Here is a 26,512-nt window from a genome sequence, read left to right as displayed (position 1 = left end):
CAGAGGCATGAACGCAAGCAACTGGAGCTCACGATGACATTTCGCAGATTGCTATTGGGCCTGCTGGCCTCCGCCTCGATGACGGGAGCTGCCATCGCCCAGCAGCCCGTCAAGATCGGCATGATCACCACCCTGTCCGGACCGGGCGGATATCTCGGCCAGGATATTCGCGATGGCTTCAAGCTCGCCATCGAGATGCAGGGCGGCAAGCTCGGCGGCGCTCCCGTCGAGCTTGTCGTCGAGGATGACGCCCTCAAGCCCGGTCAGGGCAAGCAGATCGCGGAGCGCATGCTCAAGACCGATGGCATCAAGATCCTGACCGGCATCGTCTTCTCGAACGTCGCCGGCGCCACCGTGCCCGACATCGTCGATTCCGGCGCGCTCTATGTCAGCGCCAACGCCGCGCCGTCCAATCTCGCGGGCAAGGAATGCCACGAGAACTACTTCGCCATCGCCTGGCAGAACGACAGCCTGCACGAGAGCGCCGGCCAGAACGCCAACAATCTCGGCTATAAGAAGGCCTTCGTCCTGGCCGCCAACTACCAGGCGGGCAAGGATGCCATCGCCGGCTTCAAGCGGATGTTCAAGGGCGAGGTCGTGGGCGAGGTCTATACCCGTCTCGACCAGACCGATTTCGCCGCGGAGATGGCGCAGATCCGCGCCGCCAATCCCGACTTCGTCTACCAGTTCAACCCCGGCGGCCTCGGTATCGCATTCTTGCGCCAGTACCAGCAGGCGGGATTGACCGGCAAGATTCCGATGGTCGTCGCGGCCCCCTCGCTCGATGCGGTGACGCTTGCCGCGGTCGGCGATGCCGCGCTTGGCGTGAACGCCTCGAGCCACTGGAATTCCGACTTCGACAACCCAGCCAACAAGGCCTTCATGGCGGCCTGGACCAAGGCCTATAACCGCCCGGCGACCTATTACGCGAGCCAGGGCTATGACACGGCGCTGGCCATCGCCTCCGCGCTCAAGGCCACCGCTGGAAAACCCGATGTGCCGGCCCTGCGCAAGGCGCTCGCCAAGGCCGATTTCCAGTCCGTGCGCGGCGCTTTCAAGTTCGGCCCGAACCAGCATCCGATCCAGGATTGGTATGGGCTGCGGGCCGAAAAGGACAGCGACGGCAAGCTCGTCCTCAAGACCGTCGGCAAAATCCTGACGAATTACGGCGACGCCTACGCGGCGCAGTGCAAGCTCTGATCAGGTGGACCGCCCATGGCGCTGATCCTCGAACAACTGCTCAACGGCCTGCAGTTCGGCGTGATGCTGTTCCTGCTCGCCGCCGGGCTGACACTGATCTTCGGCATCATGGGCGTGATCAACCTGGCGCATGGCTCGCTCTACATGATCGGTGCCTATGCCGGAGCCTTTGTCGCGACCAGCACGCGCTCACTGCTGCTCGCAGTGCCAGCCGGGCTCGCCGCGGCGGCTGCGGCCGGCATGGCGGTCGAACTCCTGGTCCTGCGCCGGCTCTATGCGCGCGACCATCTCGACCAGGTGCTCGCGACCTTCGCGCTCATCCTCATCTTCAACCAGTCGGTGACGATCCTGTTCGGCAGGCAGCCGCTCTTCGTCTCGGTGCCTCCTGAGCTGAACGGCTCCGTCGAATTGCTCCCGGGGCTGGTCTATCCGGTCTACCGGATCGCGGTCATCGCGGTTGGCCTTGCGGTGGCCCTCGGGCTCTATCTCCTGATAAACCGCACACGCGTCGGCATGCTGGTGCGCGCCGGCGCGACCCATCGCGAGATGGTCAGGGCGCTCGGCGTGGACATTCGCCTGCTGTACACCGCGGTGTTCGGGCTCGGCGCATTGCTCGCCGGACTTGCCGGGCTGATGGCGGGGCCGATCCTCGCCGTCCAGGTCGGCATGGGCGAGCAGATCCTGATCATGACCTTCGTGGTCGTGGTGATCGGCGGCGTGGGCTCGATCCGGGGCGCCTTCTTCGGCGCGCTGATCGTCGGCCTCGTCGACACCAGCCTGCGCGCCTTCCTCCCCGGCGTGCTGCGCTCGGTCATGAATCCATCCGAGGCCGATGCGCTCGCGGGCGGCCTGTCCTCGATGGGGATCTACCTGCTGATGGCAATCGTGCTGCTCGTGCGCCCGAAGGGGCTCTTTCCCGCCCATGCATGACATCATGACCAGTCCTATCGCCCGGGCGCCGGCCCGTGGCCGGCTCCTGACCGCTGCCGCGATTGGCCTGGCGCTCGGCGCCCTGCCCTTCGTCCTGCAGGCCATCGGCCAGCCCTCGCTCGTGCCCCTGGCGACCCGCGTGCTGATCTACGCGATTGCCGCCGCCAGCCTCAATCTCGCCCTGGGCTTCGGCGGGATGGTGAGCTTCGGCCATGCCGCCTTCTTCGGCATCGGCGGCTATGTCGTCGGCATCCTCTACCAGGGCTTCGTCGGCGACACATTGCTCTTCGGCCTGCTGCCGGGAACGAACCAGCTCCTGATCACCCTTCCCGCCGCGATGCTTGTCGCGGGCATCCTCGCCCTCTGCATCGGCGCACTCTGCCTGCGCACGAGCGGCGTGCAATTCATCATGATCACGCTCGCCTTCGCGCAGATGCTGTTCTTCCTGTTCGTCTCGATCAAGGCCTATGGCGGCGATGACGGGCTGATCATCCGCCGCCGCAATGTCCTGTTCGACCTCGATACCCGCAACGACACGGTGTTCTACTTCATCTGCCTGGCGGCGGCCGCACTGGTCTTCGGCGCGCTTTCGCGGATCGTCGGATCACGCTTCGGCATGGTCCTGATCGGCATCCGGCAGAGCGAGCGCCGCATGGCGGCGATCGGCGTCGCGCCCTATTCCTACAAGCTCACCGCCTTCGTCGTCTCCGGCATGGGGGCCGGGCTCGCCGGGGCGCTGATGGCCAATTACCTGCGCTTCGTCAGCCCCGACATGCTGCACTGGACCAAGTCGGGCGAGCTGATGATCATGGTCATCCTCGGCGGTGTCGGCACGGTCCTTGGCCCGCTGTTCGGCGCGGCTGCGCTCGTCATCCTGGAAACCGTGCTCACCGCCTGGACCGAGCACTGGCAGCTCATCCTCGGGCCTGTCCTGCTGTTCGTCGTCCTGTTCACGCAGGGCGGGCTCAGCGCGCTCTTCAACCGCGTCGGAAGGGTCGGGAGATGACGCAGCCCCTGCTTTCCGTCCGCAACCTGCAGAAGCGTTTTGGCGGACTCGTAGCCACCGACAAGGTCGATCTCGACGTGGTCGAAGGCGAGGTCCACGCCCTGATCGGCCCGAACGGCGCGGGCAAGACCACGCTGATCACCCAGCTCTTCGGCGAGCTCTCCCATGACGAGGGCGAGATCCGCCTGGACGGCGAGGATATCGGCCGGCTGCCGACGCCGCAGCGCGTCCGTCGCGGCCTCGCCCGCACCTTCCAGATCACCCATCTGCTGCCGGACTACACCATGCTCGACAATGTCGCGCTGGCCGTGCAGGCCCATGAAGGGCACAGCTTTCGCTTCTTCGCCAATGCCCGTCGCGACGAGGCGCTGCGCGCCAGGGCACGGCAGCATCTGGCGGCGGCCGGCTTGGCGGCGCGCGCCGAGGTGAGAGTCGCCGATCTCTCCCATGGCGAGCAGAAACAGCTCGAATTCGCGGTGGCGCTCGCCTGCGAACCGCGCCTTCTCCTGCTCGACGAACCAATGGCCGGCCTCGGCCATGCCGAGAGCGAACAGATGGTCGCGATGCTCCGGGCCCTGAAGGGGCGCGTCACCCTGCTGCTCGTCGAACACGACATGGACGCGGTCTTCGCGCTGGCGGACCGGATCTCCGTGCTTGTCTATGGCCGCGTGATCGCGACCGGGACGGCCGCCGAAATTCGCGACAACCCGGATGTCCGCATCGCCTATCTCGGCGAGGGAGACGCCTGATGCTGAGCGTACGCAACCTGCAATCGGCCTATGGCGCCAGCCAGGTCCTCTTCGACGTGGCGCTCGACATCGCGGAGGGCGAGGTCGTGACATTGCTCGGCCGCAACGGCATGGGCAAGACCACCACCGTGCGCTCGATCATGGGCCTGCTCCCGCCGAAGGCCGGCGAAGTCCGGTTCGGGGGCCGCGCCGTATCGGGCAGTCCGCCGGAGAAGATCGCCCGCTGCGGCATCGGCCTGGTGCCGGAAGGCCGGCAGGTCTTTCCTACGCTGAGCGTGCGTGAAAACCTCGTCGCCACCGCATCGAACCGGCTGAAGCGTGCACAGCCCTGGACGCTCGAACGGGTCTATCGCCTGTTCCCGCGCCTTGAGGAGCGCGCCGGGCAATCGGCGCGGACCCTGTCAGGCGGCGAACAGCAGATGCTCGCAGTCGGCCGGGCGCTGATGACCAATCCGAAGCTCCTGATCCTCGACGAGGCGACCGAGGGGCTCGCGCCGGTGATCCGCGCCGAGATCTGGTCCTGCATCGAGGTGCTCAAGGCGCAGGGCCAGTCCATCCTGCTGATCGACAAGAACATCAACGTCCTCAAGCGCATCGCCGATCGCCACTACATCCTCGAAAAGGGCCGCACCGTCTGGTCCGGCAGCAGTGTCGATCTCGCAGCGCAGGCAGAAATGGTCCATCGCTATGTCGGCGTCTGACATAGTCGCGGCAGAGCTCGTCGCGACGACATCCCTGACCGATCCGGTCGAGGCGCTGCGCGATGCGCTCGCGACGATCCTCGACGGGCTGGTCGCAGCCGGCTGCGGGCCGCAGCATCTGCTCTCGATGACATGGGAGACAAGCGAGCCGGCGGCCTTCCATCTCTCGCGCCATGAGGTCGAGCTCGCCTATCGCGAGGTCTTCGCCGGCTTCCGCCCGCCGATCCGGCTGCAGCCGAGAGCGGAGCCCGGCCTGGCGATCCGCGCGCGGCACTCCGAGCCGACACCACCACCGGAGAGGCTCGTTCAAGGCCACACGCTGCCGCAGCTCGCCCGCCAGTACAGTCCGCGCCTGCAGGCCGACATGAAGGCGCTGTTCCGGCAATGGAGCCGCGACGGCGAAGCCTTCCGCGCTCATCACCGCGGCCGCGACCTGGCCTATGGGCCGGGGCGTTTCGAGACGCTCGACCTCTACCTGCCACGGGGCGTCCCGCGCCCGCCGCTCTGGGTCTTCGTCCATGGCGGCTACTGGCAGGCCTCCGACAAGGTCCAGCACGCGCAGTTCGCACAGGGCATGCTGGCGGCCGGCTTCGCCGTCGCCATGCCGAATTACGGGCTTGCGCCCGAGACCCCGCTGGAGCGGAGCGCGGAGCAGATCGTCGCTGCCCTGAACTTCCTGGTCGGGGAAGCCGAGGCGCTCGGCATCGACGCCGCGCGGCTGCATCTCGCGGGGCATTCCGCCGGCGGCCACCTCGCCGCCATGGCGCTGGTTGCGTCGGATGCCCCGCCCATCGCCTCCGGGCTCTTGCTCTCGGGTCTCTTCGACCTGACACCGCTCGGCCATCTCCCGCTCGGGCGCCTGCTTGGCCTCGACGACCCGGCCCGGGCCGAACGCCTGAGCCTGCACGGCCGGCCCTGCCCCTCCGCACGCCTCGCCTTCGCCGTTGGCGAAGCGGAAAGCGATGCCTTCAAGGCCCAGTCAGCCGCACTTGCCACCGCCTGGCGGGCCGGACCGCCGGTCCTTTGCGCGGGACATCATTTCAGCCTCCTCGACGGCCTGAACGGTGGCAAGCTGCTCGAACTCGCTCGCAACACGGCGGCCGCTTGACCATGTCGCACCCGCGCAAGCCTCTTCGGATCGCCCTGATCGGCTGGGGGGCGATCAGCCGCCGCGTCGCCGGGTTGCTGGCGCAGCGCCTGGGCTCCCGCGTCACTGTCGCGGCCATCGGCCTTCGCGATCTGTCGAGCGCGCCCGACCTGCCGACGGGCGCGGCGCCGATCACGGATCCGGGGCAGCTCGCCGATCTCGGGCTCGACCTCGTCGTCGAAGCCGCCGGGCGCGAGGCTGTGGCCGGATGGGGCGCGGCAGCGCTGCGCCACGCCCCGGCCTTCGCCGTGGCCTCGACCAGCGCCCTTTGCGACGACGCACTGCTCGGCAGGCTCCTGGAGGTGGCCGAGACCAATGGCAGCCGGCTCCTGATTCCGGCGGGCGCGCTCGGGGGGATCGATGCCTTGGCGGCCGCCGCCGCGCTTCCGCTGGACGAGGTCACCCATACCATCGTCAAGCCGCCCGCGGCCTGGCGCGGCACGGCGGCCGAGGCGATGGCGTCGCTCGACGCGCTTTCGGCGCCCTTGACCTTCTTCTGCGGAACCGCGCGCGAGGCGGCGTCGCTGTTCCCGCAGAACGCCAATGTCGCGGTGATCAGCGCGCTGGCCGGCATCGGGCTCGACCGGACCCGCATCCAGCTCGTCGCCGATCCCGGAGCGGAGGCAAACAGCCATCGCCTTGCCGCGAGCGGGGCGTTCGGCCGGCTCGAGATCGCAATCGAGAACCGCGCCCTTGCCGCCAATCCGAAATCATCGGAGATGACGGCTCTCTCGCTGGTCCGATTGATCGGAGCCGCGGTGAACCCGTTGGCCATCTGACCGGCGGGAGACGCAAAGCAGCGCTCCGAGCCGGGTCCATGCGGCGATCGGCAGCAATCGCGATGCTCCCGCGAGTTCTGCAATAGATGCTGGCGGACGTTCATTGGTTCCCGCGATCCTCCCGGGCCGCGGGCGCAAATACCCGATTGAGCAAAAGCGGTCAGGTCTCCTTTGCGGCCTCGATCCACAGAAAGGAGGCCTCCTCGTTGTCCTGCTGTTCGATCGACGATTTGCGGACGAGCAATCCGCCATCGGATAGATATTTCAGTGTTTCCGCTTCGCCGTTGTGACCGAAGAACATCGTGGTTCCCAGCCATTCACCGGTCCACTCGCCGGAAACACCTGTTCCAAAGCTTCCGACAAAGACACCGCCCGGCTTCAGCAATCTCGCAATCTTCAGGATCAATGGTCCTTGCTGGACAGAGGGGACATGCGTGATGGAATAGAAGGCGCCGACCGCGTCGAAGGAACCGGCTTCAAGCGCCACGTCGCACATATCCGCCTGGATGAACGTCGCCAGCGGGACCTGCTTTCGAGCCCTGAGGATCTGTTGTGCCGATGCGTCGACACCGATGACGGCATGTCCCAATGCCGCAAGATCCCGCGCCACGGGGATGCCCGCACCGCAGCCGAGATCGAGGACCCGGCCGCCATCGGCTGGCGGGCTGTCGACAAGACGGCCGAGCCATTTCTGACGAACAGCAGATACCCCGAACCGTTCGAGATATGCGTCTGCAACGTCGTCATAACTTGCAGCGACAAGGTATTTGGGATCGCTAGCCATGCCGGAACAGTTGCAGACGACCGCACATGCGTCGAGCCGCGATGTCTGCAACCCCAAGCATCCCCTCAGAGCTTCAGCAAATCCTCAGACTCTTCCCTGCCCAAGCGGGCCCGGGCGCTGGCGCCCAGAACTCTGGCAACAGCCTATGCCGGTCATCAGGTCCGCCTCCTCCGACGCGCACCGGAGCATTGTCGCAAACGCGCGGCATCAAGGCTGCTGCATCCCGCCGGAAACGCGTGTAAATTCGGCATTATCGGAGACGGTTGGCGCGAAAGCACCGGCCCACGACGGCACTTCTGCCCGGGGATAGCGGAAGCGACATGGCGTCGGTTGGCCTCGCTTGCGTCACAGCAAGAGGTGGGAGGGTGTCATGAGGAAACTCGCAACGCTCGCCACTGCCGCTTTGATCATGACCGGCAGTGTCGGAACCGCCGACGCGCAATATTGGCGCGGGGGCGGCTGGGGCTATCACGGCGGGTATTATCGCAACTATGGCTGGGGCGGCGGCGCTGTCGCGGCCGGGCTGGTCGGCGGGGCGCTTCTCGGAGGCCTGGTCGCCGCAGCAACGACGCCCGCCTATGCCTATGGATACGGTTATCCGGCCTATGGCTACGGATATGGCTATCCCGCCTATTCCTATTATGGCCCGCGGGTCTATTATCGCCCGGGCTATTACTATGCGCGGCCCGTCTATTACGCCCCGCGCTATTACGGCTGGAACCGGGCTTATTACGGCCCGCACTATTATCCCCGTACGGTCTACCGGGCCTATTGGTGAGGCCGTCGCCGACGACCGGCCATCAGCGAAGCCGGCCGGTCGGTCGCGTCGGCGAAGGGGATCTCCGTTCGACGGCCGAATGCCGAACGGAGCCGTGCCTCAGCGCAGCGGCGCGCCGTAGCGCTCGACCTGGTAGGGCTGCCGGGCGAGGCCGACGCAGAAACTCGCGACCGCATCCTGCAGCTTCTCGGCCAGCAGTTTCATGGGCGCGTTCGCCGCTTCCGCCTCGCGCGCCAGCTCAAAACACATACCAATTTTGTTTCAGTTCATAATATATGGTTATGGAGGCCGCGCGCGGCGCCCGCCCCTCACTCAATCCGGCAAGGCTGGCTCGGTCGCCGGGGGTACCAACTCCATCAGACCTTGCACGAAGCTGCGTGCGATACGCGACAGCGGCTCGACCCGCGAGGAGAGCAGATGCGGCCGCGTCGTCGTCTTCGGCACCAGCGGGCGGGAGCGGATATTCGGCCAGGCATTGTCGACCAGCACGAAGTCGTCGACGATCGCGATGCCGCCGCCGGCCTGAACCAGCGAGCAGGCATTCGGCGTGAAGCGTACCTGCGCGTTGAAGCGGATGGGCTTTGGCGTGGCGCCAAGAGCGCGATTGACGACCATGCCATAGGGCGTCTGCGAGCCATACCCGATCATCGGATAGGGCACGAGATCGGCCGGCTTCAGCACGCGCTTGCTGCCGAGCGGATGGCCTTCGGGGAAGATCACGCGCAGGCGTCCCTCGGCGATCTGCGTGGCTTTCACGCTCGGATCCTCGACGGCCATGGAGGTGACGGCGAGATCGGCGCGATGGCTGGCGATGCGCGCGATCAGTTCGGCCAACGTGAGGATCTCGAAATCGACACGCACATCGGGATGCGACTGGCGGAAGCGGCCGATCGCCTTCGGCACCAGCATGTGGCCGACGCTAGGGCTTGCCAGCAGCCGGATCGACCCCGCGCTGCCGCGGCGCAGCTCCTCCGCCATGTCGTTGACCCGGGTCACGCCCTGATGGACGAGCTCAGCCTCGGCGAAGAGCTGCCGCGCCTCGGGCGTCGGCTGGACACGGCCCTTGACGCGCTCGAACAGCGTCAGGCCGAGTCGATCCTCCGTATAGGACAGGAGCCGGCTGATCGCCGGCTGGGAGACCGAGAGCAGGCGCGCCGCGCCGCTGATCGAGCCTGTCACCATGACCGCGCGGAACATCTCGATCTGCCGAAGATTCATCGCCATGGCACATAACCTCCCCTTATAGGTCAGTAGAGAAATGGTATATACTTGTTTTGGTGGCGCCCGGCTAGATTGCGGCCAGTTTGAACTGGCCTTCACAGCCCAAGGAGTCTCTTTCGATGTCCCGCCTTCTTACCGTTGCAGCGGCTCAGCTCGGTCCCATCCACCGCGCCGATGATCGCGCATCGGTCGTGCGCCGGATGATCGCGCTGATGCAGCAGGCAAAGGCCCGCGGCGCCGATTTCGTCATCTATCCGGAACTCGCCCTGACGACCTTCTTCCCGCGCTGGTATTGCGAGGACCGTGTCGAGGCCGACCAGTGGTTCGAAACCGCGATGCCCGGCCCCGACACGCAGCCGCTCTTCGACACGGCGCGCGCGCTCGGCATCGCCATGAGCTTCGGTTATGCCGAGCTGACGCCGGAGGGACGGCATTTCAACAGCTCGATCCTGGTCGACAGGACCGGCCAGATCATCGGCAAGTACCGCAAGGTGCATTTGCCCGGCCATGCCGAACGCGACCCGACCCGCGCGCACCAGCATCTCGAAAAGCGCTATTTCGAGCCTGGCGACCGCGGCTTCCCGGTCTGGCGCTTCGAGAACGGGCTGGTCGGCATGGCGATCTGCAACGACCGGCGCTGGCCCGAGACCTATCGCGTCATGGGGTTGCAGGGCGTCGAGATGGTCGTGCTCGGTTATAACACGCCGACCACCAACGGCCATTCCAAGACCGAGACGCTGGCCGACCGCCTGTTCCATCACCGCCTGTCGGTGCAGGCCGGCGCCTATCACAACTCGACCTGGGTCGTGGCGGTCGCCAAGGCCGGCGTCGAGGACGGCTTCCCGCTCTTCGGCGGCACGCTGATCGCCGATCCCAGCGGCAAGATCGTCGGTGAACTCGACCATGACGAGGACGGGCTCTTGATCCATGCCTGCGATCTCGATGCCACGCGCTTCGGCAAGGAGACGATGTTCAACTTCGCCGCTCATCGCCGCGTCGAACATTATGACCTGATCACCTCGCGGATCGGCGTCGGCGCGCCACTCGGCACCACCGACTAAGGCATCGGCAGGACAAGTGGATCGCGGCTTTCGGGAAAGCCGATGCGAACACGGAACGCTCAGATGATCGGACCCGGTACGATATCCGGTCCGATCATCCAGGTGTGCTCCGCCCGGGCGATCCGCATCGGGGAAACCGGCGCGCGCCGGCCGCGCAAGAGCGCCTCGCCTTCCCCGCGTCAATTGGTGCGACGTTGGTCGGCTGACTTTTCGACCGAGGCGGACAAGAACGGATTGAGGGGCCTATAGTCCCTTTTCGACAGTCCGAAAGTCAGGGGCGGCACAGGTGAAGGAACCAAACCGGGTCGATGAGTATGTCGGCATTCGCCTGCGAAGAATGCGCCGCCTGACCGGCTACAGCCAGACGAAGCTTGCCGAGTTGCTGGGGATCACGTTTCAGCAGATCCAGAAATACGAAAAGGGCGTGAACCGGATCAGTGCGAGCCGGCTCCAGCATATCGCCAATATCTTTCAGGTCCCCGTTTCCCATTTTTTCGATGGGGCGCCGGCGATCTCGACTCCAGCCGCAGATTCAGCGCCGGAAGCCCCGCCCCCTGAGGTCGCTGACCTGCTCGCCACCCGCGACGGCATCCGTCTGGCCAAAGCCTTCGCTTCGATCAGGAACTTCAAGACACGCCGCCGGATCGTCGCCCTCACCGAAGCGATGGGCGACGCCGAGGAAGCGTGTGAAGCCGAGCCGGGTCGCGCCATGGGCGCTGGGCCGGGCTGCGACTGAATCGTTTTGTCGCGGCGCAGCTGCGGCGGCGGAAGAGGCGAGCCCCTGGCGTTCGGCGACGGTTACGACGTCGCCCCCCACCTCTTGCCCAAGTGACGCGTTCGGCACGGCCGGAAACACAGAGGGTGGCATTCAAGAAAGCAGAGGCTCTTGCCAAGATCCATAATATCCATTAACTCGGATATATGGATAATTCACAAGCCATTCTTGCCATGGCTGCACTGGCACAGCCCACGCGCCTCGACACCTTCAAGCTTCTGGTGAACCGCGAGCCCGAAGGCGTTCCCGCCGGCGAGCTCGCGCGGCTGCTGGATGTTCCGCAGAACACGATGTCGGCTCATCTCGCCATCCTGTCGCGCTCAGGACTGATCGCGGGCGAGCGGCAGAGCCGCTCGATCATCTATCGCGCCGATCTCGACGGCTTTCGCGCGGTGATCGCCTTCCTGCTGAAGGATTGCTGCGGCGGGCGGGCAGACCTGTGCCAGCCGCTCATCGACGAACTCGTTCCCTGCTGCCCACCGAAGGTCCCCGCCGATGGACGTCATCATCTACCATAATCCCGATTGCGGAACCTCGCGGAATACACTTGCCCTGATCAGGAACGCCGGCGTCGAACCTCACGTCATCGACTACCTGAAGATGCCACCGTCCCGGGCGATGATCGTGGACCTGGTTGCGCGGATGGGTCTCACGATCCGGCAGGTCCTGCGCGAGAAGGGGACGCCATTCGCCGAACTCGGCCTTGCAGACCAGTCCCTGGGCGACGACGCCTTGCTCGACGCAATCGAGAAGCACCCGATCCTGCTCAACCGGCCGATCGTGGTGACACCGAACGGCGTGAGGCTGTGCCGCCCCTCGGAAGAGGTGATTGACCTGCTGCCGCCGCAGCGCGGTCCGTTCGTCAAGGAGGACGGCGAGCGCATCGTCGATGAAGCCGGCCGCCGCGTCGCGAGCGGCTAGATCATCGGACCCGAAATCGTGTCCGGCCCGATGATCTAACTCTCTGGGTTCGCATCGGCTTTGCCCCGAAAACCGCAATCCACTTTTCGGGCCGATGCCTTGGGAAAATCGCATGTCCACGTTCGAACGCTACCTGACGCTGTGGGTGGCTCTGTGCATTCTTGCCGGCGTTGCACTCGGCCAGCTGTTCCCGAGCGCCTTTCAAACGATCGGAAGCGCCGAGATCGCGAGGGTCAACCTGCCGATGGCAGTCCTGATCTGGCTGATGGTCATCCCGATGCTGCTGAAGATCGACTTCGCCGCCTTGCGCCAGGTCGGCCAGCACTGGCGCGGGATCGGCGTCACGCTCTTCGTGAACTGGGCCGTGAAGCCGTTCTCGATGGCCCTGTTGGGCTGGTTCTTCATCGGCTGGCTGTTTCGCCCTCACCTGCCCGCCGACCAGGTCGATTCCTATATCGCCGGTCTGATCATCCTGGCGGGGGCGCCTTGCACGGCAATGGTCTTCGTCTGGTCCAACCTGATCAAGGGAGAACCGCATTTCACCCTGAGCCAGGTCGCGTTGAACGACGCGATCATGATCGTCGCCTTCGCCCCGATCGTCGGCCTGTTGCTTGGCCTGTCGGCCATCACCGTTCCCTGGGGCACGCTGACATTGTCGGTCGCGCTCTACATCCTGGTTCCCGTCATCGTCGCCCAGGTCATCCGCAGGAGCCTGCTCGCCTCCGGCGGTGACGAAGCGCTGCATCGCCTTCTCGCCGCCCTGTCGCCTGTGTCGCTGGTGGCCCTGCTTGCGACGCTCGTGATGCTGTTCGGGTTCCAGGGCGCGCAGATCCTGGCCCAGCCGTCGATCATCGCGATCCTGGCCATCCCGATCCTGATCCAGGTCTATTTCAATGCGGGACTGGCCTATCTCCTCAACCGTGCGGCCGGCGAAGAACACTGCGTCGCTGGTCCCTCCGCCCTGATCGGAGCCTCGAACTTCTTCGAGCTCGCGGTTGCAGCCGCCATCAGCCTGTTCGGTTTCAACTCCGGCGCCGCCCTCGCCACGGTGGTTGGCGTGCTGATCGAAGTCCCGGTCATGCTGTCGGTCGTCTGGATCGTGAACCGTTCCAGGGGCTGGTACGAGCGGGGAAGCCCGCGCAATCCTGCAAAGGCAACGTCATGACCGATCTTCCGAATATCGACCTCGACCGTCTGGTCGCTCCCGATCTCACCCAGCTCGAGCCCGCCCGGCGCGCCACGCATCCACCGCGCATCCTTCTGCTCTACGGCTCGCTTCGGACGCGCTCCTACAGCCGGCTGCTGACGCTCGAAGCAGAGCGTATCCTCAAGCATCTCGGGGCCGAAACGCAGGTCTTCGACCCTGCCGGCCTGCCGATGCCGGACAGCGTCCCACCGGACCACCCGAAGGTTCAGGAGTTGCGGGATCTGGCGCTATGGTCGGAGGGGCAAGTCTGGCGCAGCCCGGAGCGTCACGGCACGATCACCGGCGTCTTCAAGAACCAGATCGACTGGATACCGCTGGAGCTTGGCTCGATGCGCCCGACCCAAGGCCGAACGCTGGCGGTGATGCAGGTCTCGGGTGGCTCGCAGTCGTTCAACGCCGTCAACACATTGCGCGTGCTGGGGCGCTGGATGCGAATGGTGACCATCCCGAACCAGTCCTCCGTCGCAAAGGCCTTTCAGGAGTTCGACGAGGCGGGCCGCATGAAGCCCTCCGCCTATTACGATCGCGTCGTCGACGTGATGGAGGAACTCGTCCGCTTCACGCTGCTGACGCGCGACCGCTCCGCCTATCTCACCACGCGCTATAGCGAGAGGAAGATCGCCGCCGAGGCGATTCCGGTCGGCGCGATCTAAGTCAACACGGCGCGCGCGGGAGCAAAGCGAAACCTGTCAGGCCCACGCGACGGGCGCAGAACCAGGCTGCGACTGACATCGCCGCGGCCGGCACCCCCGTTTCAATGCCCCGAAGCGAGCCTTCCGTCTGCTTTGTCGTGGACGGCGAGGCGCTCGATCATCGCCGCGGTCGCCTGGTTGACGCCGACGGTCTCGACGGCGATGCCCCGGTTCCGGAACTTGAGCACCACGCGGTCCAACGCGTTGATCGCGGTGATGTCCCAGAAATGGGCTGCGCCAAGATCGATCACGACCTGCTTCACCTCCTCCTCGCGGAAATCGAAGGCCGCATGGAAGGCTTCGGCGGTCGCGAAGAAGATCTGCCCGGTGACGCGGTAGACGCGCGTGTCACCCTCGCGCTCGGATCTAACCGCGAAGAAGCGCGTGACCTTGTGGGCGAAGAACAGCCCGCTGAGGATGACGCCGAACAGCACGCCCTTCGCCAGATCATGCGTTGCGACCACCACCGCGACCGTGCCCAGCATCACGACGCTGGAGCTCTTCGGGTGGATCAGCAAGGTCTGCAACGAGCGCCACTGGAAGGTGTTGATCGAGACCATGATCATGACGGCGACCAGCGCCGCCATCGGGATCCGGGCGACAGAGGGGCCGAGCACGACGATCAGGAACAGCAGGAAGCTGCCCGCCCACAGGCTCGAGAGGCGGCCGCGGCCGCCCGACGAGACATTGATCACGGATTGGCCGATCATCGCGCAGCCGGCCATGCCACCGAAGAACCCGGCGACGATGTTGGCTGCGCCCTGGCCGGCGCATTCCCGGTTCTTGTCCGACGTGGTGTCGGTCATCTCGTCGAGAATCGCCGCGGTCATCAGGCTTTCCAGGAGTCCAACCATGGCCAGCGTCAACGCATAGGGCGTGATGATCCTGAGCGTCTCGAGGGAGAACGGCACCTGCGGGATAGCGAAGGCGGGCAATTCGCCGGGCAGCGCGCCCATGTCGCCGACCGTGCGGATATCGAGGCCGAAAGACAGCGACACCGCGGTGAGCAGGACGATGGCGACCAGCGGCGACGGCACCGCCTTGGTAAGCCGTGGCAGCAGATAGATGATGGCGAGCCCGGCGGCGGTCATGGCGTAGACGACGGGTCCGCGTCCGAGCAGTTCCGGCATCTGCGCCATGAAGATCAGGATCGCGAGCGCGTTGACGAAACCGGTGACGACGGAGCGCGAGACGAACCGCATCAGGTTGCCGAGCCTGAGGATGCCGGCCACGATCTGAAAGATGCCCGTCAGGACCGTCGCGGCGAACAGGTAGCCAAGCCCGTGTTCCCTGACGAGCGTGATCATGACGAGCGCCATGGCGCCGGTGGCGGCCGAAATCATCGCCGGCCGCCCGCCCGCGATGGCGGTGACGACGGCGATGCAGAAGGAGGCGTAGAGCCCGACCTTGGGATCGACCCCGGCGATGATCGAGAATGCGATCGCCTCAGGGATCAGGGCCAGCGCGACGACCGTGCCGGCCAGGATTTCGCGCGTGACGTTGGGCGCCCATTCGCTGCGCAGATGAGAGATTGCCATGGGGAGAGTGAAGCCTTCATGGCCCCGCCGCGAGCAACAGGCAGGCGAGGCGCGCACATACGGACAGCTCCGGACCGGGCCGGGGCGTTCATCGTTCCGTCGTTGCGTTGTCCGGCGGATCGGCGGCCGGAAGAGCCACCCGGGATTTCACCGGGTCCTGACTAGTGAACCCAGCTCTGTCGCAGTTTTCGCTGCGGCGCAACCCAGTTGGCGCCGACCATGCGCGTGACGGCGCGGGCACTGAAATGCGGAAGGCCGCCCTCAGACCCGCCTGGTCGCCATGCGGGCGGCAAATTCGAGGCCGGACACGGCCAGGGCAAACAGCATCCAGAGCGGGTCGGCGCGATTGAGGAAGAACGATTCCAGCATGCCGACATAGGTCATGAAGATGACGATCATCAGGAAGAGGTCGGCCAGGTTCCGACTCGCCGCGACCCGGTCGGCGCGGAGATAGTTCCTGAGAGGCAGGATCATCAGGCACCAGGCCATCACGATCGCGCCCGGAATTCCGAACATCACCATCGCATCGAGATAGCTGTTATGGGCGGACCCGATGCCGCGAACGTCCCAGCTCGCCTCGAAATTCTCCTCCAGCGTCGAGACCACGGGCGTCTGCCAGAAGCCGAAATAGCCATAGCCGAACCAGGGCTTCTCGCCGATATGGACGCTGGCAAAGCGCCAGATCTCGTCGCGGCCGGTGAAGGTGGGGTCTGAGATCAGGGCAGACGAGATCCTGAGCAATGTCGGCGACAACACGGTGCCGACCGTGAGCGCGGCGACCAGCAGCACCAGCACGGCATGGGTCAACAGCATCAGGCGAGGCCCGGCCATGGCGCGGCCGAGCAGAACGAGGCCGACCGCCACCGGCAGGAAGCCCATCGTCGTCTTCGAACCGCTGTTCAGCACGAAGATCGCACCGAGACCGATGATCAGCAGGCCGCGCAGTTTGAACCCCATGCGCCAGCAATAGATGCCGAACATGATGAGGATCGAGAACACCGGCGCAGCGAAGTTCTTGTGCGAGAGATGGCCGCGCCAGTCGCCGGCATGGCCGCCCTCGACGCCCTCAGAGCCATGGATCGCCAGATGCGGGGCAAGCAGGATGACGGCATAGACCAGCAGGAGCACGGCGAGCGTGGCATTGGCCGCAGCGCTGGCGAAGTCCCGCTCCGTCCTGGGCAGGAGCAGGACACCGACCACGACGACCATGGCGAACGCGGTCAGCAGCAATCCGCGCAACGCGGCTTCCGGGTCCGGTGCGCGCGTGGTGGACAAGGCGGCAACCAGCAGGACGATGATCCACGTGCTGTTGCGCAGCTGTGCGAGAGCTGCCCGCTCGCTCAGCCGCAGCATCGCCCCGAGATAGACGATGGCGAGGCTGACATAGCCGATCTGGTTGACGACATTGCCGGTCGAGGCCCCGGTCTCCGTGCTGTCGGGCACACCGGCAAAGGGCTGCAAGGTCAGGATCATGATGAACAGGCCAAAGCCGCTGAGCAGCGCGGCAACGAGCCGTGCATCGTCGGCCGGGACGCCTGACGCGGAGGCGGCCGCGCTGGTTCCTGTCTCTGCGATGCCGACCGTCATGCTGTCCCTGACACACTCGCCCCGTTCTGCAGGCCGCGCGTTAATGCAGCCGCGCGATCACGCATCATATGCCATGCAACCTTAAGAGCCTGTAGCCGCAGACAGATAGGCCGCCGGCCAGGGCTGCGGCCTGGCCTGATGGCCGGCCGAATTCACCGGTCGTGGCGGGGCGCTGCGCCTGGGATCATAGGACCCGATATCGTATCGGGTCTATGGTCTGCGACTTCCGTGATTGCATCGGCTTTCCCAACCGCAATCTACGCTTTCGGGCCGATGCCTTAGCTCGTCCCGGCGAGATAACTGCCTCCGGCCTCCATGAACACCTGATTGTCCTCCCGCAGCCTGGCTGCAGCATCGTCATAGAGGAATGGCAGGAAGGCGAAGCGCTTGCCCCGCGTCACCTGCGAGACGGCATGAAGCAGCGAGCAGGAGAAGACGACGGCGCCGCCGGGCGGCGGCTTGAAGCTGCGCGCGCCATATTCGGGAAAGCTGACCTCGCCGCCCTCGAAATCGGCGTTCAGGTTGATGGAGACGGCAAAGCGGCGATGCGCCGTGCCCTTGGTCGTGTTGTCCCGATGCGCGCCGAAATGCCCGCCGGTCTGCGCATCGTAACAGCCCACGAGATAGCGCTCCATGCGGGTCACCGTGAACTGGTGGACCTTCCTGATCTCGGGAACGATGCGCTTGCCGATCTTGCCCTGAATGACCCCGATCAGCTCCGTGTCGCCGATGAGGACGTCGGAGCGGCGCTTGTGGGCATGGTCGGAGATCAGGACGGTCTTCCCGTCCTTCTCGCGCATGAAGCCGGATTCATTGCCGCCTTCGGCCTCGTGCAGGGCGATCAGCTGCCGGCAGAAATCCGGCTCGAAGACATTGGGCAATACCAGGACGGGCGCATGCACCTGGAAGCCCGGGAACGCGTCGACCGGTGGAAGCGCGGCGAGGAACGCCGCAACCTCATGGCGCTCGCCGCCCTCGCGGGTGAGGGGAAAGACCGCCATGACGCGCAGCGTCGGATCGAGCACATACCAGGCGCGACGCAGGGGCGTATCCGTGCCTGGCTCGGCCTCGATGGGCGCGACGCCAAACTCCTTGCTGATCAGCAGATCGAAATCCCAGAAATAGCGGATGCCGGGCATGCGCTGCCTGACGCGCTGCTTGAGCTCGTCATCGGGGTCGTTGCTGACGCCGAAGAAGGCGATCTTGTCGTCGTCGAAGAGGTCGCGCTGCTCGGACAGGATCTTGAGCGCGGATACCGTGCTTGCGCGCGCGGCGGAACCGAAGAAGCACAGGACAATATAGCGCCCGGCTGCGCTGGAGAATTTATAGGCCGGGTTGCTTGTGGAACGCTGCTCGAACCACGGCGCAGGATCGCCGACGCCCATCGACCTGTATTTCACGGCCAATTCCCCAGATGTTATCGGATGAGAATGGCATATCGCCCACTATTGGCAAGGATGACAGGCGCTTCACCTTCGCTTCGATGAGCGATCGACGAGCTTTGATCTCCGCGCAAGCGACTAGACCCCGCATACAGCGCGCGCCCCGCTATGCTATGGCTGGTTCCACCATCAACAACGCATGGCTGCTTCTGCAGCCGGAACGGAGTCCATGTCCAGTACCGATGGCAGCATGTTCGACCTGGTCGGAGTGCTTGCCGTATTGCTTCTCGTTGCCGCAAACGGCTTCTTCGTTGCGGCCGAGTTTTCGCTGGTCGCGGTGCGCCGAAGCCGCGTTTCCGAGCTTGTCACCGCGGGGCGCATGAATGCCGCCGCCCTCAAGCGCGCCGTCGACAATCTCGACGCCAACCTCGCCGCGACGCAGCTTGGCATCACCATCTCCTCGCTGGCGCTCGGCTGGATCGGAGAGCCCGCTCTGGCTCACCTGATCGAGCCGCTCCTGAACGGCCTGCCCGGCTCACTGGCGACGGCCAGCTCCCATGCGATCGCGGTCGCGATCTCCTTCGTCATCATCACGGCCCTGCACATCGTTCTCGGCGAACTCGCTCCCAAGAGCCTTGCCCTTCAGCGCAGCGAAGAAACGGCGCTCTGGATCGTGCGGCCACTCGGTCTCTTCCTGTTCCTGCTGCGGCCGGCGATCATCTCGCTGAATGGCCTCGGCAATCTCGTGCTGCGCCTGTGCGGCCTGCGGCCGGGAACGGGAGAGGAATCCCTGCATTCGCCGGAAGAATTGAAACTCCTCGTCCAGGCAAGCCAGGAGGCCGGAATCCTCCAGCCGGCGCAGCAGGAGTTGGTCGAGCGCGTGCTCAGCATCGGCGACCGGCGCATCGCCGACATCATGACACCGCGCCGGGACGTCGCCTGGATCGACGCCGACGACACTCATGACGAGATGCTGCGGACCATACGCGAATGTCGCCATGAGCAGTTGCTGGTCGGGCGCGGTGGCATCGACGAGCCCCTGGGCATGATCCTGAAGCGGGACCTTCTCGACCAGGTCCTGGACGGCAAGGCGCTCGATCCCATGGCCGTGATCTGCGACCCCGTCATCGTGCACGAGACGACGCCGATCTTCCGCGTGCTCGAGCGCTTCAAGAAGGCTCCGGTCCGCCTGGCAATCGTCATCGACGAATATGGCGGCCTCGACGGCATCGTCACCCAGACCGATCTCCTCGAAGCCATTGCCGGCGACCTGCCCGATGTCGAGGGCGAGGAACCCGATATCGTGGAACGCGACGATGGTTCGCTGCTGATCGACGGCATGATGCCGGCGCATGATGCCTTCAATCGGCTTGGCTTCCGACTGCGCTCGGCGGAAGGGGATTTCCACACGATCGCCGGTTTCGCCCTGGCCCGGCTCGAGCACCTCCCCGAGATCGGCGAGCATTTCGACTATGCAGGCTGGCGGTTCGAAATCGTCGACATGGACGGCAGGCGGATCGACAAGCTCCTGGCGCAGCGCATCACAGGGGAGGTTTCCGCCCACGGGTGAAGCGCCGCGCCGGCAGAGAGCGCCCTTCGCCCGTCGGCTCTGGGGCCGTCAGCCTCTGGCATGATCTCGCCCGCCTCGTCGCGATGGGGCGGGCAAGATCAACACGCGGCGCAGGCTCATCAACGGACCGGCGGAGAGGCTCGCAGCCAGTTCGCGGCCATGCCGTACTCGCAGCCCCCGCCGATCGGGCGCCCTCCTCGACGAGGTCAGCGGCCAGCGAACCGTGCCCGGTTCTGCGCGACCCAGTCCTGCGAGAGCTTGACGAAGAGAGGCGGCAGCGACGCGAGCGGCCGTCCGCCATGGTGGTCGGCCAGGATATCGCCGGCATCGGGCCAAGTCGTGGGTTGGTCGGCACGCCCCAGCGCAGCGAGGACGCGGCTGGCGCTTTCGGGAATGAACGGCCAGGCGATGTCGGCGGCGGTCGCAAGGAGGTTCACGCTCGTTCTGATCACCACGGCGCTCCGCTCCGGATCGGCGGCGCGGGCCGACCAGGGCGCCTCCCGCGCGAGATAGCCGTTGGCGAGCCGCCAGATCGCGCGGACCTGTTCGGCCGCCTTGCGCAGCGCACGCCGGTCATGATGCGTGCGAAGCGCATGCAGATGTCCCGCAAGTTCATCCGACAGAGCCAGCTCGGCGGAGCCGGGAGCGCCGTTCGCCGGGACGATCCCCTGATGGTGGGCCGTGACGAGTTTCAGCACGCGATTGACGAGATTGCCGAACGTGTCGGCCAGGTCGGAATTCACGTCGGCCGCGAAGCGCGCGAAACTGAAGTCGGTGTCATGGTTCTCAGGCGCGTTCGCGGCCAGCCACCAGCGCCAGTAATCGGCCGGCAGCAACGCCAGCGCCTGGTCGAGGAACACGCCCCTGCGCTGGCTGGTCGAGAACTTACCGCCTTCATAGGTGAGCCAGTTGACGCCCTTGATCACATCGACGGTCTTCCAGGGCTCGCCGGAACCCAGCAGCGTGCAGGGGAAGCTGACGGCGTGGAAGGGCACATTGTCCTTGCCGAGGAACTGGATGGCGTCGACATCTCCGACCTTCCACCACCAGCGCCGCCAGTCGCGCCGTTCCGGGTCGAGATCGGCCCATTCCTGCGTGGCGGCGATATAGGCGATGGGCGCATCGAACCAGACATAGAAGACCTTGCCCTCGAAGCCGGGTTTCGGCACCGGGACGCCCCAGGACAGATCCCGTGTGATGCACCTGTCCTGAATGCCTTCGCTGAGCCATTTGCGCGCGATCGAGGTGACGAGCGGCGGCCATCCGGACCGGCTTGCGATCCACGCCTCCAGCTCGCCGACCAGGGCCGACTGGCGCAGGAACAGGTGCCGGCTCGGCCTGACCTCGAGATCAGTGCTGCCCGAGAGGGCCGAGCGCGGAGCGACCAGGTCGACGGGATCGAGCGGACGGGTGCAGCTTTCGCATTGGTCGCCCCGCGCGGCTTCGAAACGGCAATGCGGGCAGGTGCCGATGATGTAGCGGTCCGGGAGGAAGCGCCTGTCCGCGGGCGAATAGACCTGTTCGAGCACCCGCTCCTCGATGAAGCCGTTCTGCTCCAGGCACTGGAAGAAATGCTGGGTCAGCGCGTGGTTGCGCGGCGAGGACGAGCGGCCGAAATGATCGAAGGACAGGCCGAGCTGACGATAGATCCCGGCCTGGATCTCATGCTGCGCATGGCAATAGGCTGCGACGTCGGTCCTGGCTTCGGCCGCCGCCAGTTCCGCCGGGGTTCCATGTTCGTCGGTCGCGCAGATGAAGAGAACCTGGTCGCCGATCTGTCGTCGGTAACGGGCGTGGATGTCGGCCGGGAGCAGCGAGCCTGCCAGATTGCCGAGATGCTTGATGCCGTTGATATAGGGAAGTGCGCTGGTGATGAGTGCGTTCGCCATGATGCCCTCCTGGGGTCATTCCACGGGTGACGCGCCGAGACCTGATGAAACAAAAAAGCCCTCCGCAGAACCGGAGGGCTTGGGTCCGACGCTCACTCGCGCGGCGATACGCACGCGCTCACCCCCTCCGGCCAATCTCCTGCTGGTCGGGCCTGCGCATTCGCGTGGCGTGGGCGGGAAGGAACATCTGTAAATCCGCGTCTGATCTGCCTGACGGGTGCCAGCAATCGGCGGGGAAATCAAGGCCGCGGTCAGGCCTGAGGCCGCATAGCGCCATGCCGATGAGGGGATTGGGTAGGGAGCCGAATGGCCAATGTGCGGTTTCCCCGAACCGCCATAGCATGGCCGCCATGAACCTGATCTTTCTTCACGGGGCACCGGCAAGCGGCAAGCTGACGGTCGCCAAGGCCTTGCTTGCGGCGATGCCGGCGCGACTGCTGGACAATCATGCCGCCATCGACGCCGCGCGAACCATTTTCGACTTTGGCGCTCCGGGGTTCTGGGAGCTGGTAGACACGGTTCGCGGATCCATCTTGCGGGCCGCGATCGAGAACGACATTTCCTGTCTGGTCGTCACCCTCTGCTATTCCGAGCTGGAGGACCGTCCGTTCTTCGATCAGTTGGAAGACGATGTGGTCCGGAATGGCGGCTCTGTCTTTCCCGTGTTCCTGCATTGCTCGGAACGAGAGGCCGCACAGCGTGTCGGCAATGCCGACAGGGTCCAGCGACGCAAGACGAGTTCCGTCAAGGGCCGCTCCGAATTCCTGTCGCGCTACACCATAGCCCCGGTTCCACGGGAGAACTGCCTCGCGATCGATACGGAGATCACTGCGCCGGATCGCGCGGCCGAACTGATCATGCAGCACTTCGCCTTGCGCTAAAGCATCGGCCCGAAAAGTGGATTGCGGTTTTCGGAATGGCCGATGCAATCACAGATGGTCAGGTCATCGAACCGGATACAATATCCGGTCCGATGATCTAGGGGGCGGCAGCGTATCGGGCGTCATGCGCACCGATACAACGGCTCAGCCGTCCCGGAGCGCTCCCGTCGCGGATCAGCCCTGGTCCCGGGCGACCGTGAGACCCTCGACCCCATGCTTGTCGATCAACCCCGAAACCAAGCCGGACGAAATCGCGGTCGCCACGAAGCGCTTGATATAGTCGATCGCTGCGGCGTTCCTGGTCGGTGTTCCCACGGCTTGCTGCACGGCCATGTAGCGGCCTGGCAGGATCCGGGTTCCGGGGATCGCCTTCTGGTCCGTCACCAATCTGGGCCGCAGGCCCGCAAGGGCATCGAGTTTCCGCTCGAGGAAGACTGACGCCGCATCAGCGATGGTCTTGGTCCGGACCAGCGTCGCATGCGCGATGTTGCGGTCGAGCCAGAGCCCGTAGGCCGTCCGATCGGTGACGGCGATGCGCCGGCCCGGCGCGTCCACGTCATCGATCCGTTCCAGCGACGAACCGTCCGGAACAAGGTAGCTCGCCTCGATCTCGGTATAGGCGGGGGTGAAGCTGATGAACGCGGCGCGCTGCGGCTCAGCCCCGATCAGGGCGATGTCCCATTCGTCCCGCTCGGCGGCATCGGCAATCAGGCCTGGCGATTCATAGGTGACGTAGCGCAGCTCCACTCCCAGGAGATCGGCAAATGCACGCGCCATGTCAGGCGCCACTCCAACCGGCCCGCCATCGGGAGTCCTGTCGGAGACCAGCAGGAAGTTAGACAGATTGATCGCAGCCCGCAGAACCCCGCCAGGTGCGAGAAGCTCTGTCAGGTCCTCCGGGGGCGGGCCGACATGGTCCAGCAATCGCATCTTCGCCTCCGATCCCAGCACCGAATGCTGACCAGCCATCACGACCTGAACTGCCTTGCCAGGGCTTCCGTCGCCTTGACCAGCATGGCCGCATCGACGCCGACCGCCGTGAAGAGCGTGCCGAGCTCGATGCAGCGCGCCGCGAATGCGGTGTCGGGTGTCAGGATGCCTGCGGGCTTGCCGCAAGCGCGAATGCGACCGACCGCCTTCTCGATGAGTGCGGTCACCCTGGGATGTCCGGGCTCGCCGACATGGCCAAGGCTGGCTGCGAGATCGGCCGGGCCGATGAACACGCCATCGACGCCATCGACGGCCGCGATCGCCTCGAGATTGTCGAGCGCGTCCTGGGTTTCGATCTGGACCAGGAGGCAGAGCTCCTCCCCTGCCCGCTTGCCGTAGTCGGCGACCCGTCCGAACCGCGTTGCCCTCGTCACGCCGGAGACGCCGCGAATGCCGGCTGGCGGATAACGCATCGCCGCGACCGCCGCCTTCGCCTCCTCCGCATTCTGGACATAGGGGATCAGCAAGGTCTGGGCGCCGAAATCGAGGAACCGCTTGATCAGCACCGCATCGTTGCTCGCGGGGCGGACCACTGCCGAGACCGGATAGGGAGCCACGGCCTGCAACTGGGCCAGGACCGTCAGCGGATCGCCCGGCGAATGCTCGGTGTCGAACAGCAGCCAGTCGAAGCCTGAGCCGGCGACCGCCTCGGCCGCATAGGCGCCGGGCAGGCTGCACCAGAGGCCGAGCTGATGCCGGCCCTCGCTCAGGGCGCGTTTGAACGTGTTCGTCGGCAGTTCCATGGCAACCTCAGGTGCAACCTTAGTTGAAAGAGACGCCGATGGCGCCGAGCGGGCCGTAATCGACCTGTATGACGTCTCCGGCTGCGATGTCGACTGGCCGCGTGAAGGAGCCGGCGAGGACGATCTGCCCCTTCTTCAGCCCCGCGCCGACGACATGGAGCTTGTTGACCAGCCAGGCGATGCCGGCAGCCGGGTGGCCCATGATGGCAGCCGAAACCCCGGATTCCTCGATAATGCCGTTCTTCGACAGCGTCGCGCCGACCCAGCGGATGTCGACATCCATCGGACGGACCGGTCGGCCGCCGACCACGATCGCGCCGAAAGCGGCATTATCGGCAATCGTGTCGGTGATCGCGCGCGGGACCTCCGTACGGTAATCGATGATTTCGAGCGCCGGCACGACCATTTCGGTCGCGCGCATCACGTCATAGATGCGCTTTCCCGGTCCTTCGAGATCCTCGCCCATGATGAAGGCGAGTTCGACTTCAAGCCTCGGCTTGATGAAGAGGCTCGCCTTGATCTGGGCACCGTCGTTGAAGAGCGCATCGTCAAGGATGCAGCCATAGTCCGGCTCGCTGATCTTCGAGGCCATCTGCATGGCGCGCGAGGTCAGGCCGATCTTGTGGCCCACCATTCTCGCTCCGCCCGCGATCCGCGCATCTGCCCACAGGCCCTGGATGCGATAGGCGTCCTCGAGTTCGATCGCGGGATAGGTCCTGCTGAGCTGCGGGACCGGCTTCAGCGTGCGCTCTGCCTGGAGCAACGCATCGGCCGCCTGCTGGCGTTCGGTATCGGTCAGCATCGGAACACTCCTTGGCGGCGCGGGTCGCGCGAACGGGTCACTTGATCGGCGGGCGCGGCAGCACGGTCTCGCCGGGCTCCATGACGTAGGTGTAGTCGAGCGAATACCAGGGGACCGGCACCATGGCGTCGGATGGGTGGGGTTCGTCATGGCGGATGAAGTCGCCGACAAGAGCCCTGGTGACGCCGAATTGCACATCTGAATCGATATGCGGGTCGCGTGGGTCGTAGACCTGCGAGATCAGCACCTTGAAGCCGGGTTTGACGATCAGCGCATGCAGATGCGCCGGACGATAGGGATGGCGGTCCTGCACGGCGAGCAGCCGGCCGACCACGCCGTCGGTGGGGATGGGGTAGCCCACCATCTTCACCGTCGAGAACCAGAAGCGCCCTTCGCTGTCGGTGGTGAATTTGCCGCGCAGGTTCATCTCGGCCTGCTCGGGATCCTGGTTCTCGTAGAGCCCGACGGGGGACGCATGCCAGACATCGACCTCGGCTTCGACGATCGGTGCACCGCGCTGGTCCAGGACACGTGCGGTGACGAGCAGCGGATCGCCCGGCGTGTCGGAGCGGATGATCGTGCGGCCATTTTCGACATGAGGAGCATTCAAGCGCCAGAATGGTCCCAACAGCGACTGCGACGTTTCGGTATTGCCGCCATCGCCGTTGTTGAGCAGGCAGACGAGCGACGAGACACCCAGCGAGCCCGCCATGAGCACCATCTCGTTATGGCTATCGCTGGCCAGCTTGCCGATCTCGTTGAGGATCGCGGTTGCCTCGCGGAACTCCGCTTCGCTCAGCCGCACATCACGGACAAAGGCGTGGAGATGGCTGACCAGCGAGGTCAGGATCTCGCGCTGGCGCGGGTCTTTCGTGCGCTGCATCACGGCCAGCGCATCGCGGGTCACATCCTGGTGGCTCTCGATGATCATGGCGTCCTCCCTGCGATCTCCACTCCTTCAAAATCGATTATCTGTCAATCAAGAGCCGCATGAAGAACACCGTGCACCAGCTCCGCACACGCTGAGCGAGGCCTTCCAGCGCAGTAATTCCCGAGAACCTTCTGAAATAAGCCCATCTGTGAGATAGTTCGCACCACATCTGGAGAAGCAGCCCATCTACTCGCGGCGTATCGATCGCCGCCCGGTTGACGTAGATAATCGATTATCATACCACCTCG

Annotated in this window: 26 protein-coding genes and 1 other annotated feature; of the genes, 16 read left to right on the top strand and 10 right to left on the bottom strand. The window is 65.4% G+C overall.

Annotated elements, in window-relative coordinates:
- The first annotated feature begins 33 nt into the window (after positions 1–33).
- Genes AC1DW9_RS09880 through AC1DW9_RS09850 form a run of 7 tightly spaced genes read left to right on the top strand, consistent with a single transcriptional unit; the run spans position 34 to position 6,512 of the window.
- Positions 34–1,200 carry an ABC transporter substrate-binding protein gene (locus AC1DW9_RS09880; protein ID WP_441504558.1) on the top strand — a complete coding sequence of 389 codons (1,167 nt, stop codon included), beginning with the start codon at positions 34–36 and terminating at the stop codon, positions 1,198–1,200.
- A 15-nt stretch (positions 1,201–1,215) separates the two neighbouring features.
- Positions 1,216–2,130, top strand: coding sequence for a branched-chain amino acid ABC transporter permease (locus AC1DW9_RS09875; RefSeq protein ID WP_476775844.1), 915 nt, complete (start codon positions 1,216–1,218; stop codon positions 2,128–2,130).
- Positions 2,131–2,134: 4 nt separating this feature from the next.
- Complete coding sequence (locus AC1DW9_RS09870) at positions 2,135–3,136, top strand: branched-chain amino acid ABC transporter permease (protein ID WP_476775843.1); 1,002 nt, start codon at positions 2,135–2,137, stop codon at positions 3,134–3,136.
- A complete protein-coding gene (locus AC1DW9_RS09865) occupies positions 3,133–3,885 on the top strand; it encodes an ABC transporter ATP-binding protein (RefSeq protein ID WP_441488467.1) in 753 nt (250 codons plus the stop codon). Before AC1DW9_RS09870 ends, AC1DW9_RS09865 begins: the two co-directional genes overlap by 4 nt.
- Complete coding sequence (locus tag AC1DW9_RS09860) at positions 3,885–4,586, top strand: ABC transporter ATP-binding protein (protein WP_476775842.1); 702 nt, start codon at positions 3,885–3,887, stop codon at positions 4,584–4,586. Before AC1DW9_RS09865 ends, AC1DW9_RS09860 begins: the two co-directional genes overlap by 1 nt.
- Entirely contained in the window at positions 4,573–5,694 is a 1,122-nt protein-coding gene (locus AC1DW9_RS09855) for an alpha/beta hydrolase (RefSeq protein ID WP_476775841.1), read from the top strand. Before AC1DW9_RS09860 ends, AC1DW9_RS09855 begins: the two co-directional genes overlap by 14 nt.
- 2 nt (positions 5,695–5,696) lie before the next feature.
- The gene (locus AC1DW9_RS09850) at positions 5,697–6,512 is read left to right on the top strand and encodes an aspartate dehydrogenase (protein WP_476775840.1); all 816 of its coding nucleotides are present in this window, start codon (positions 5,697–5,699) and stop codon (positions 6,510–6,512) included.
- Positions 6,513–6,672: 160 nt separating this feature from the next.
- Here AC1DW9_RS09850 and AC1DW9_RS09845 read toward each other — a convergent pair whose 3' ends face one another.
- On the bottom strand, positions 6,673–7,296 hold the full coding sequence (locus AC1DW9_RS09845) for a class I SAM-dependent methyltransferase (RefSeq protein ID WP_476775839.1): 624 nt from the start codon (positions 7,294–7,296) through the stop codon (positions 6,673–6,675).
- 370 nt (positions 7,297–7,666) lie between these two features.
- Between AC1DW9_RS09845 and AC1DW9_RS09840 the strand changes: the two genes are divergently transcribed.
- Positions 7,667–8,074: a hypothetical protein gene (locus AC1DW9_RS09840; protein ID WP_441488472.1), complete on the top strand. Its 408-nt coding sequence runs from the start codon at positions 7,667–7,669 to the stop codon at positions 8,072–8,074.
- 312 nt (positions 8,075–8,386) lie between these two features.
- Here the strand turns inward: AC1DW9_RS09840 and AC1DW9_RS09835 are convergent, their stop codons facing one another.
- A complete protein-coding gene (locus AC1DW9_RS09835) occupies positions 8,387–9,298 on the bottom strand; it encodes a LysR family transcriptional regulator (protein WP_476775838.1) in 912 nt (303 codons plus the stop codon).
- A gap of 116 nt (positions 9,299–9,414) precedes the next feature.
- Between AC1DW9_RS09835 and AC1DW9_RS09830 the strand changes: the two genes are divergently transcribed.
- From AC1DW9_RS09830 to arsH, 6 genes are all read left to right on the top strand, one after another.
- Positions 9,415–10,356 (top strand): N-carbamoyl-D-amino-acid hydrolase, encoded by a 942-nt coding sequence (locus tag AC1DW9_RS09830; RefSeq protein ID WP_441488478.1) that lies wholly within the window; start codon positions 9,415–9,417, stop codon positions 10,354–10,356.
- A 286-nt stretch (positions 10,357–10,642) separates the two neighbouring features.
- Positions 10,643–11,092 carry a helix-turn-helix domain-containing protein gene (locus tag AC1DW9_RS09825; protein WP_476775837.1) on the top strand — a complete coding sequence of 150 codons (450 nt, stop codon included), beginning with the start codon at positions 10,643–10,645 and terminating at the stop codon, positions 11,090–11,092.
- Between the two features lie 185 nt (positions 11,093–11,277).
- Positions 11,278–11,649 (top strand): ArsR/SmtB family transcription factor, encoded by a 372-nt coding sequence (locus AC1DW9_RS09820; protein ID WP_476775836.1) that lies wholly within the window; start codon positions 11,278–11,280, stop codon positions 11,647–11,649.
- A complete protein-coding gene (gene arsC, locus AC1DW9_RS09815; protein WP_476775835.1) occupies positions 11,627–12,052 on the top strand; it encodes an arsenate reductase (glutaredoxin) in 426 nt (141 codons plus the stop codon). The genes AC1DW9_RS09820 and arsC overlap by 23 nt, the downstream gene beginning before the upstream one ends.
- A gap of 112 nt (positions 12,053–12,164) precedes the next feature.
- Positions 12,165–13,217 carry an ACR3 family arsenite efflux transporter gene (gene arsB / locus AC1DW9_RS09810; protein WP_476775834.1) on the top strand — a complete coding sequence of 351 codons (1,053 nt, stop codon included), beginning with the start codon at positions 12,165–12,167 and terminating at the stop codon, positions 13,215–13,217.
- Complete coding sequence (gene arsH / locus AC1DW9_RS09805) at positions 13,214–13,912, top strand: arsenical resistance protein ArsH (protein ID WP_476775833.1); 699 nt, start codon at positions 13,214–13,216, stop codon at positions 13,910–13,912. Before arsB ends, arsH begins: the two co-directional genes overlap by 4 nt.
- Positions 13,913–14,013: 101 nt before the next feature.
- Here arsH and AC1DW9_RS09800 read toward each other — a convergent pair whose 3' ends face one another.
- From AC1DW9_RS09800 to AC1DW9_RS09790, 3 genes are all read right to left on the bottom strand, one after another.
- A complete protein-coding gene (locus AC1DW9_RS09800) occupies positions 14,014–15,489 on the bottom strand; it encodes a SulP family inorganic anion transporter (protein ID WP_476775832.1) in 1,476 nt (491 codons plus the stop codon).
- Between the two features lie 105 nt (positions 15,490–15,594).
- Positions 15,595–15,650: a sequence feature (sul1 is cis-regulatory element that is thought to sense ions involved in sulfur or methionine metabolism; They are found in Alphaproteobacteria), on the bottom strand.
- A gap of 100 nt (positions 15,651–15,750) precedes the next feature.
- A complete protein-coding gene (locus tag AC1DW9_RS09795) occupies positions 15,751–17,076 on the bottom strand; it encodes an O-antigen ligase family protein (RefSeq protein WP_441504574.1) in 1,326 nt (441 codons plus the stop codon).
- A gap of 278 nt (positions 17,077–17,354) precedes the next feature.
- Positions 17,355–18,476 carry a 2OG-Fe(II) oxygenase gene (locus tag AC1DW9_RS09790; RefSeq protein ID WP_441504575.1) on the bottom strand — a complete coding sequence of 374 codons (1,122 nt, stop codon included), beginning with the start codon at positions 18,474–18,476 and terminating at the stop codon, positions 17,355–17,357.
- 211 nt (positions 18,477–18,687) lie between these two features.
- Here AC1DW9_RS09790 and AC1DW9_RS09785 point away from each other — a divergent pair, with 211 nt between their 5' ends.
- Positions 18,688–20,028: a hemolysin family protein gene (locus AC1DW9_RS09785; RefSeq protein WP_441504576.1), complete on the top strand. Its 1,341-nt coding sequence runs from the start codon at positions 18,688–18,690 to the stop codon at positions 20,026–20,028.
- A gap of 206 nt (positions 20,029–20,234) precedes the next feature.
- On the opposite strand, the gene metG is transcribed toward AC1DW9_RS09785, so the two are convergent.
- The gene (metG, locus tag AC1DW9_RS09780) at positions 20,235–21,917 is read right to left on the bottom strand and encodes a methionine--tRNA ligase (protein WP_476775831.1); all 1,683 of its coding nucleotides are present in this window, start codon (positions 21,915–21,917) and stop codon (positions 20,235–20,237) included.
- 350 nt (positions 21,918–22,267) lie between these two features.
- Between metG and AC1DW9_RS09775 the strand changes: the two genes are divergently transcribed.
- Positions 22,268–22,798, top strand: coding sequence for a hypothetical protein (locus AC1DW9_RS09775; protein WP_476775830.1), 531 nt, complete (start codon positions 22,268–22,270; stop codon positions 22,796–22,798).
- A gap of 174 nt (positions 22,799–22,972) precedes the next feature.
- On the opposite strand, the gene AC1DW9_RS09770 is transcribed toward AC1DW9_RS09775, so the two are convergent.
- The 4 genes from AC1DW9_RS09770 to AC1DW9_RS09755 are packed head-to-tail and all read right to left on the bottom strand — an operon-like array spanning position 22,973 to position 26,264.
- The gene (locus tag AC1DW9_RS09770) at positions 22,973–23,728 is read right to left on the bottom strand and encodes a transporter substrate-binding domain-containing protein (protein WP_476775829.1); all 756 of its coding nucleotides are present in this window, start codon (positions 23,726–23,728) and stop codon (positions 22,973–22,975) included.
- 38 nt (positions 23,729–23,766) lie between these two features.
- The gene (gene hpaI / locus AC1DW9_RS09765) at positions 23,767–24,531 is read right to left on the bottom strand and encodes a 4-hydroxy-2-oxoheptanedioate aldolase (protein WP_476775828.1); all 765 of its coding nucleotides are present in this window, start codon (positions 24,529–24,531) and stop codon (positions 23,767–23,769) included.
- Positions 24,532–24,550: 19 nt separating this feature from the next.
- Positions 24,551–25,333: a 2-oxo-hept-4-ene-1,7-dioate hydratase gene (gene hpaH, locus AC1DW9_RS09760; protein ID WP_476775827.1), complete on the bottom strand. Its 783-nt coding sequence runs from the start codon at positions 25,331–25,333 to the stop codon at positions 24,551–24,553.
- Between the two features lie 37 nt (positions 25,334–25,370).
- A complete protein-coding gene (locus tag AC1DW9_RS09755) occupies positions 25,371–26,264 on the bottom strand; it encodes a dioxygenase family protein (RefSeq protein WP_476768300.1) in 894 nt (297 codons plus the stop codon).
- Positions 26,265–26,512 lie beyond the last annotated feature (248 nt).

It is taken from the genome of Allobosea sp. P4_E12, from assembly GCF_056401655.1.
Note: the sequence above shows the minus strand (reverse complement) of the source record. Positions and strands in the feature narration are given on the sequence as shown.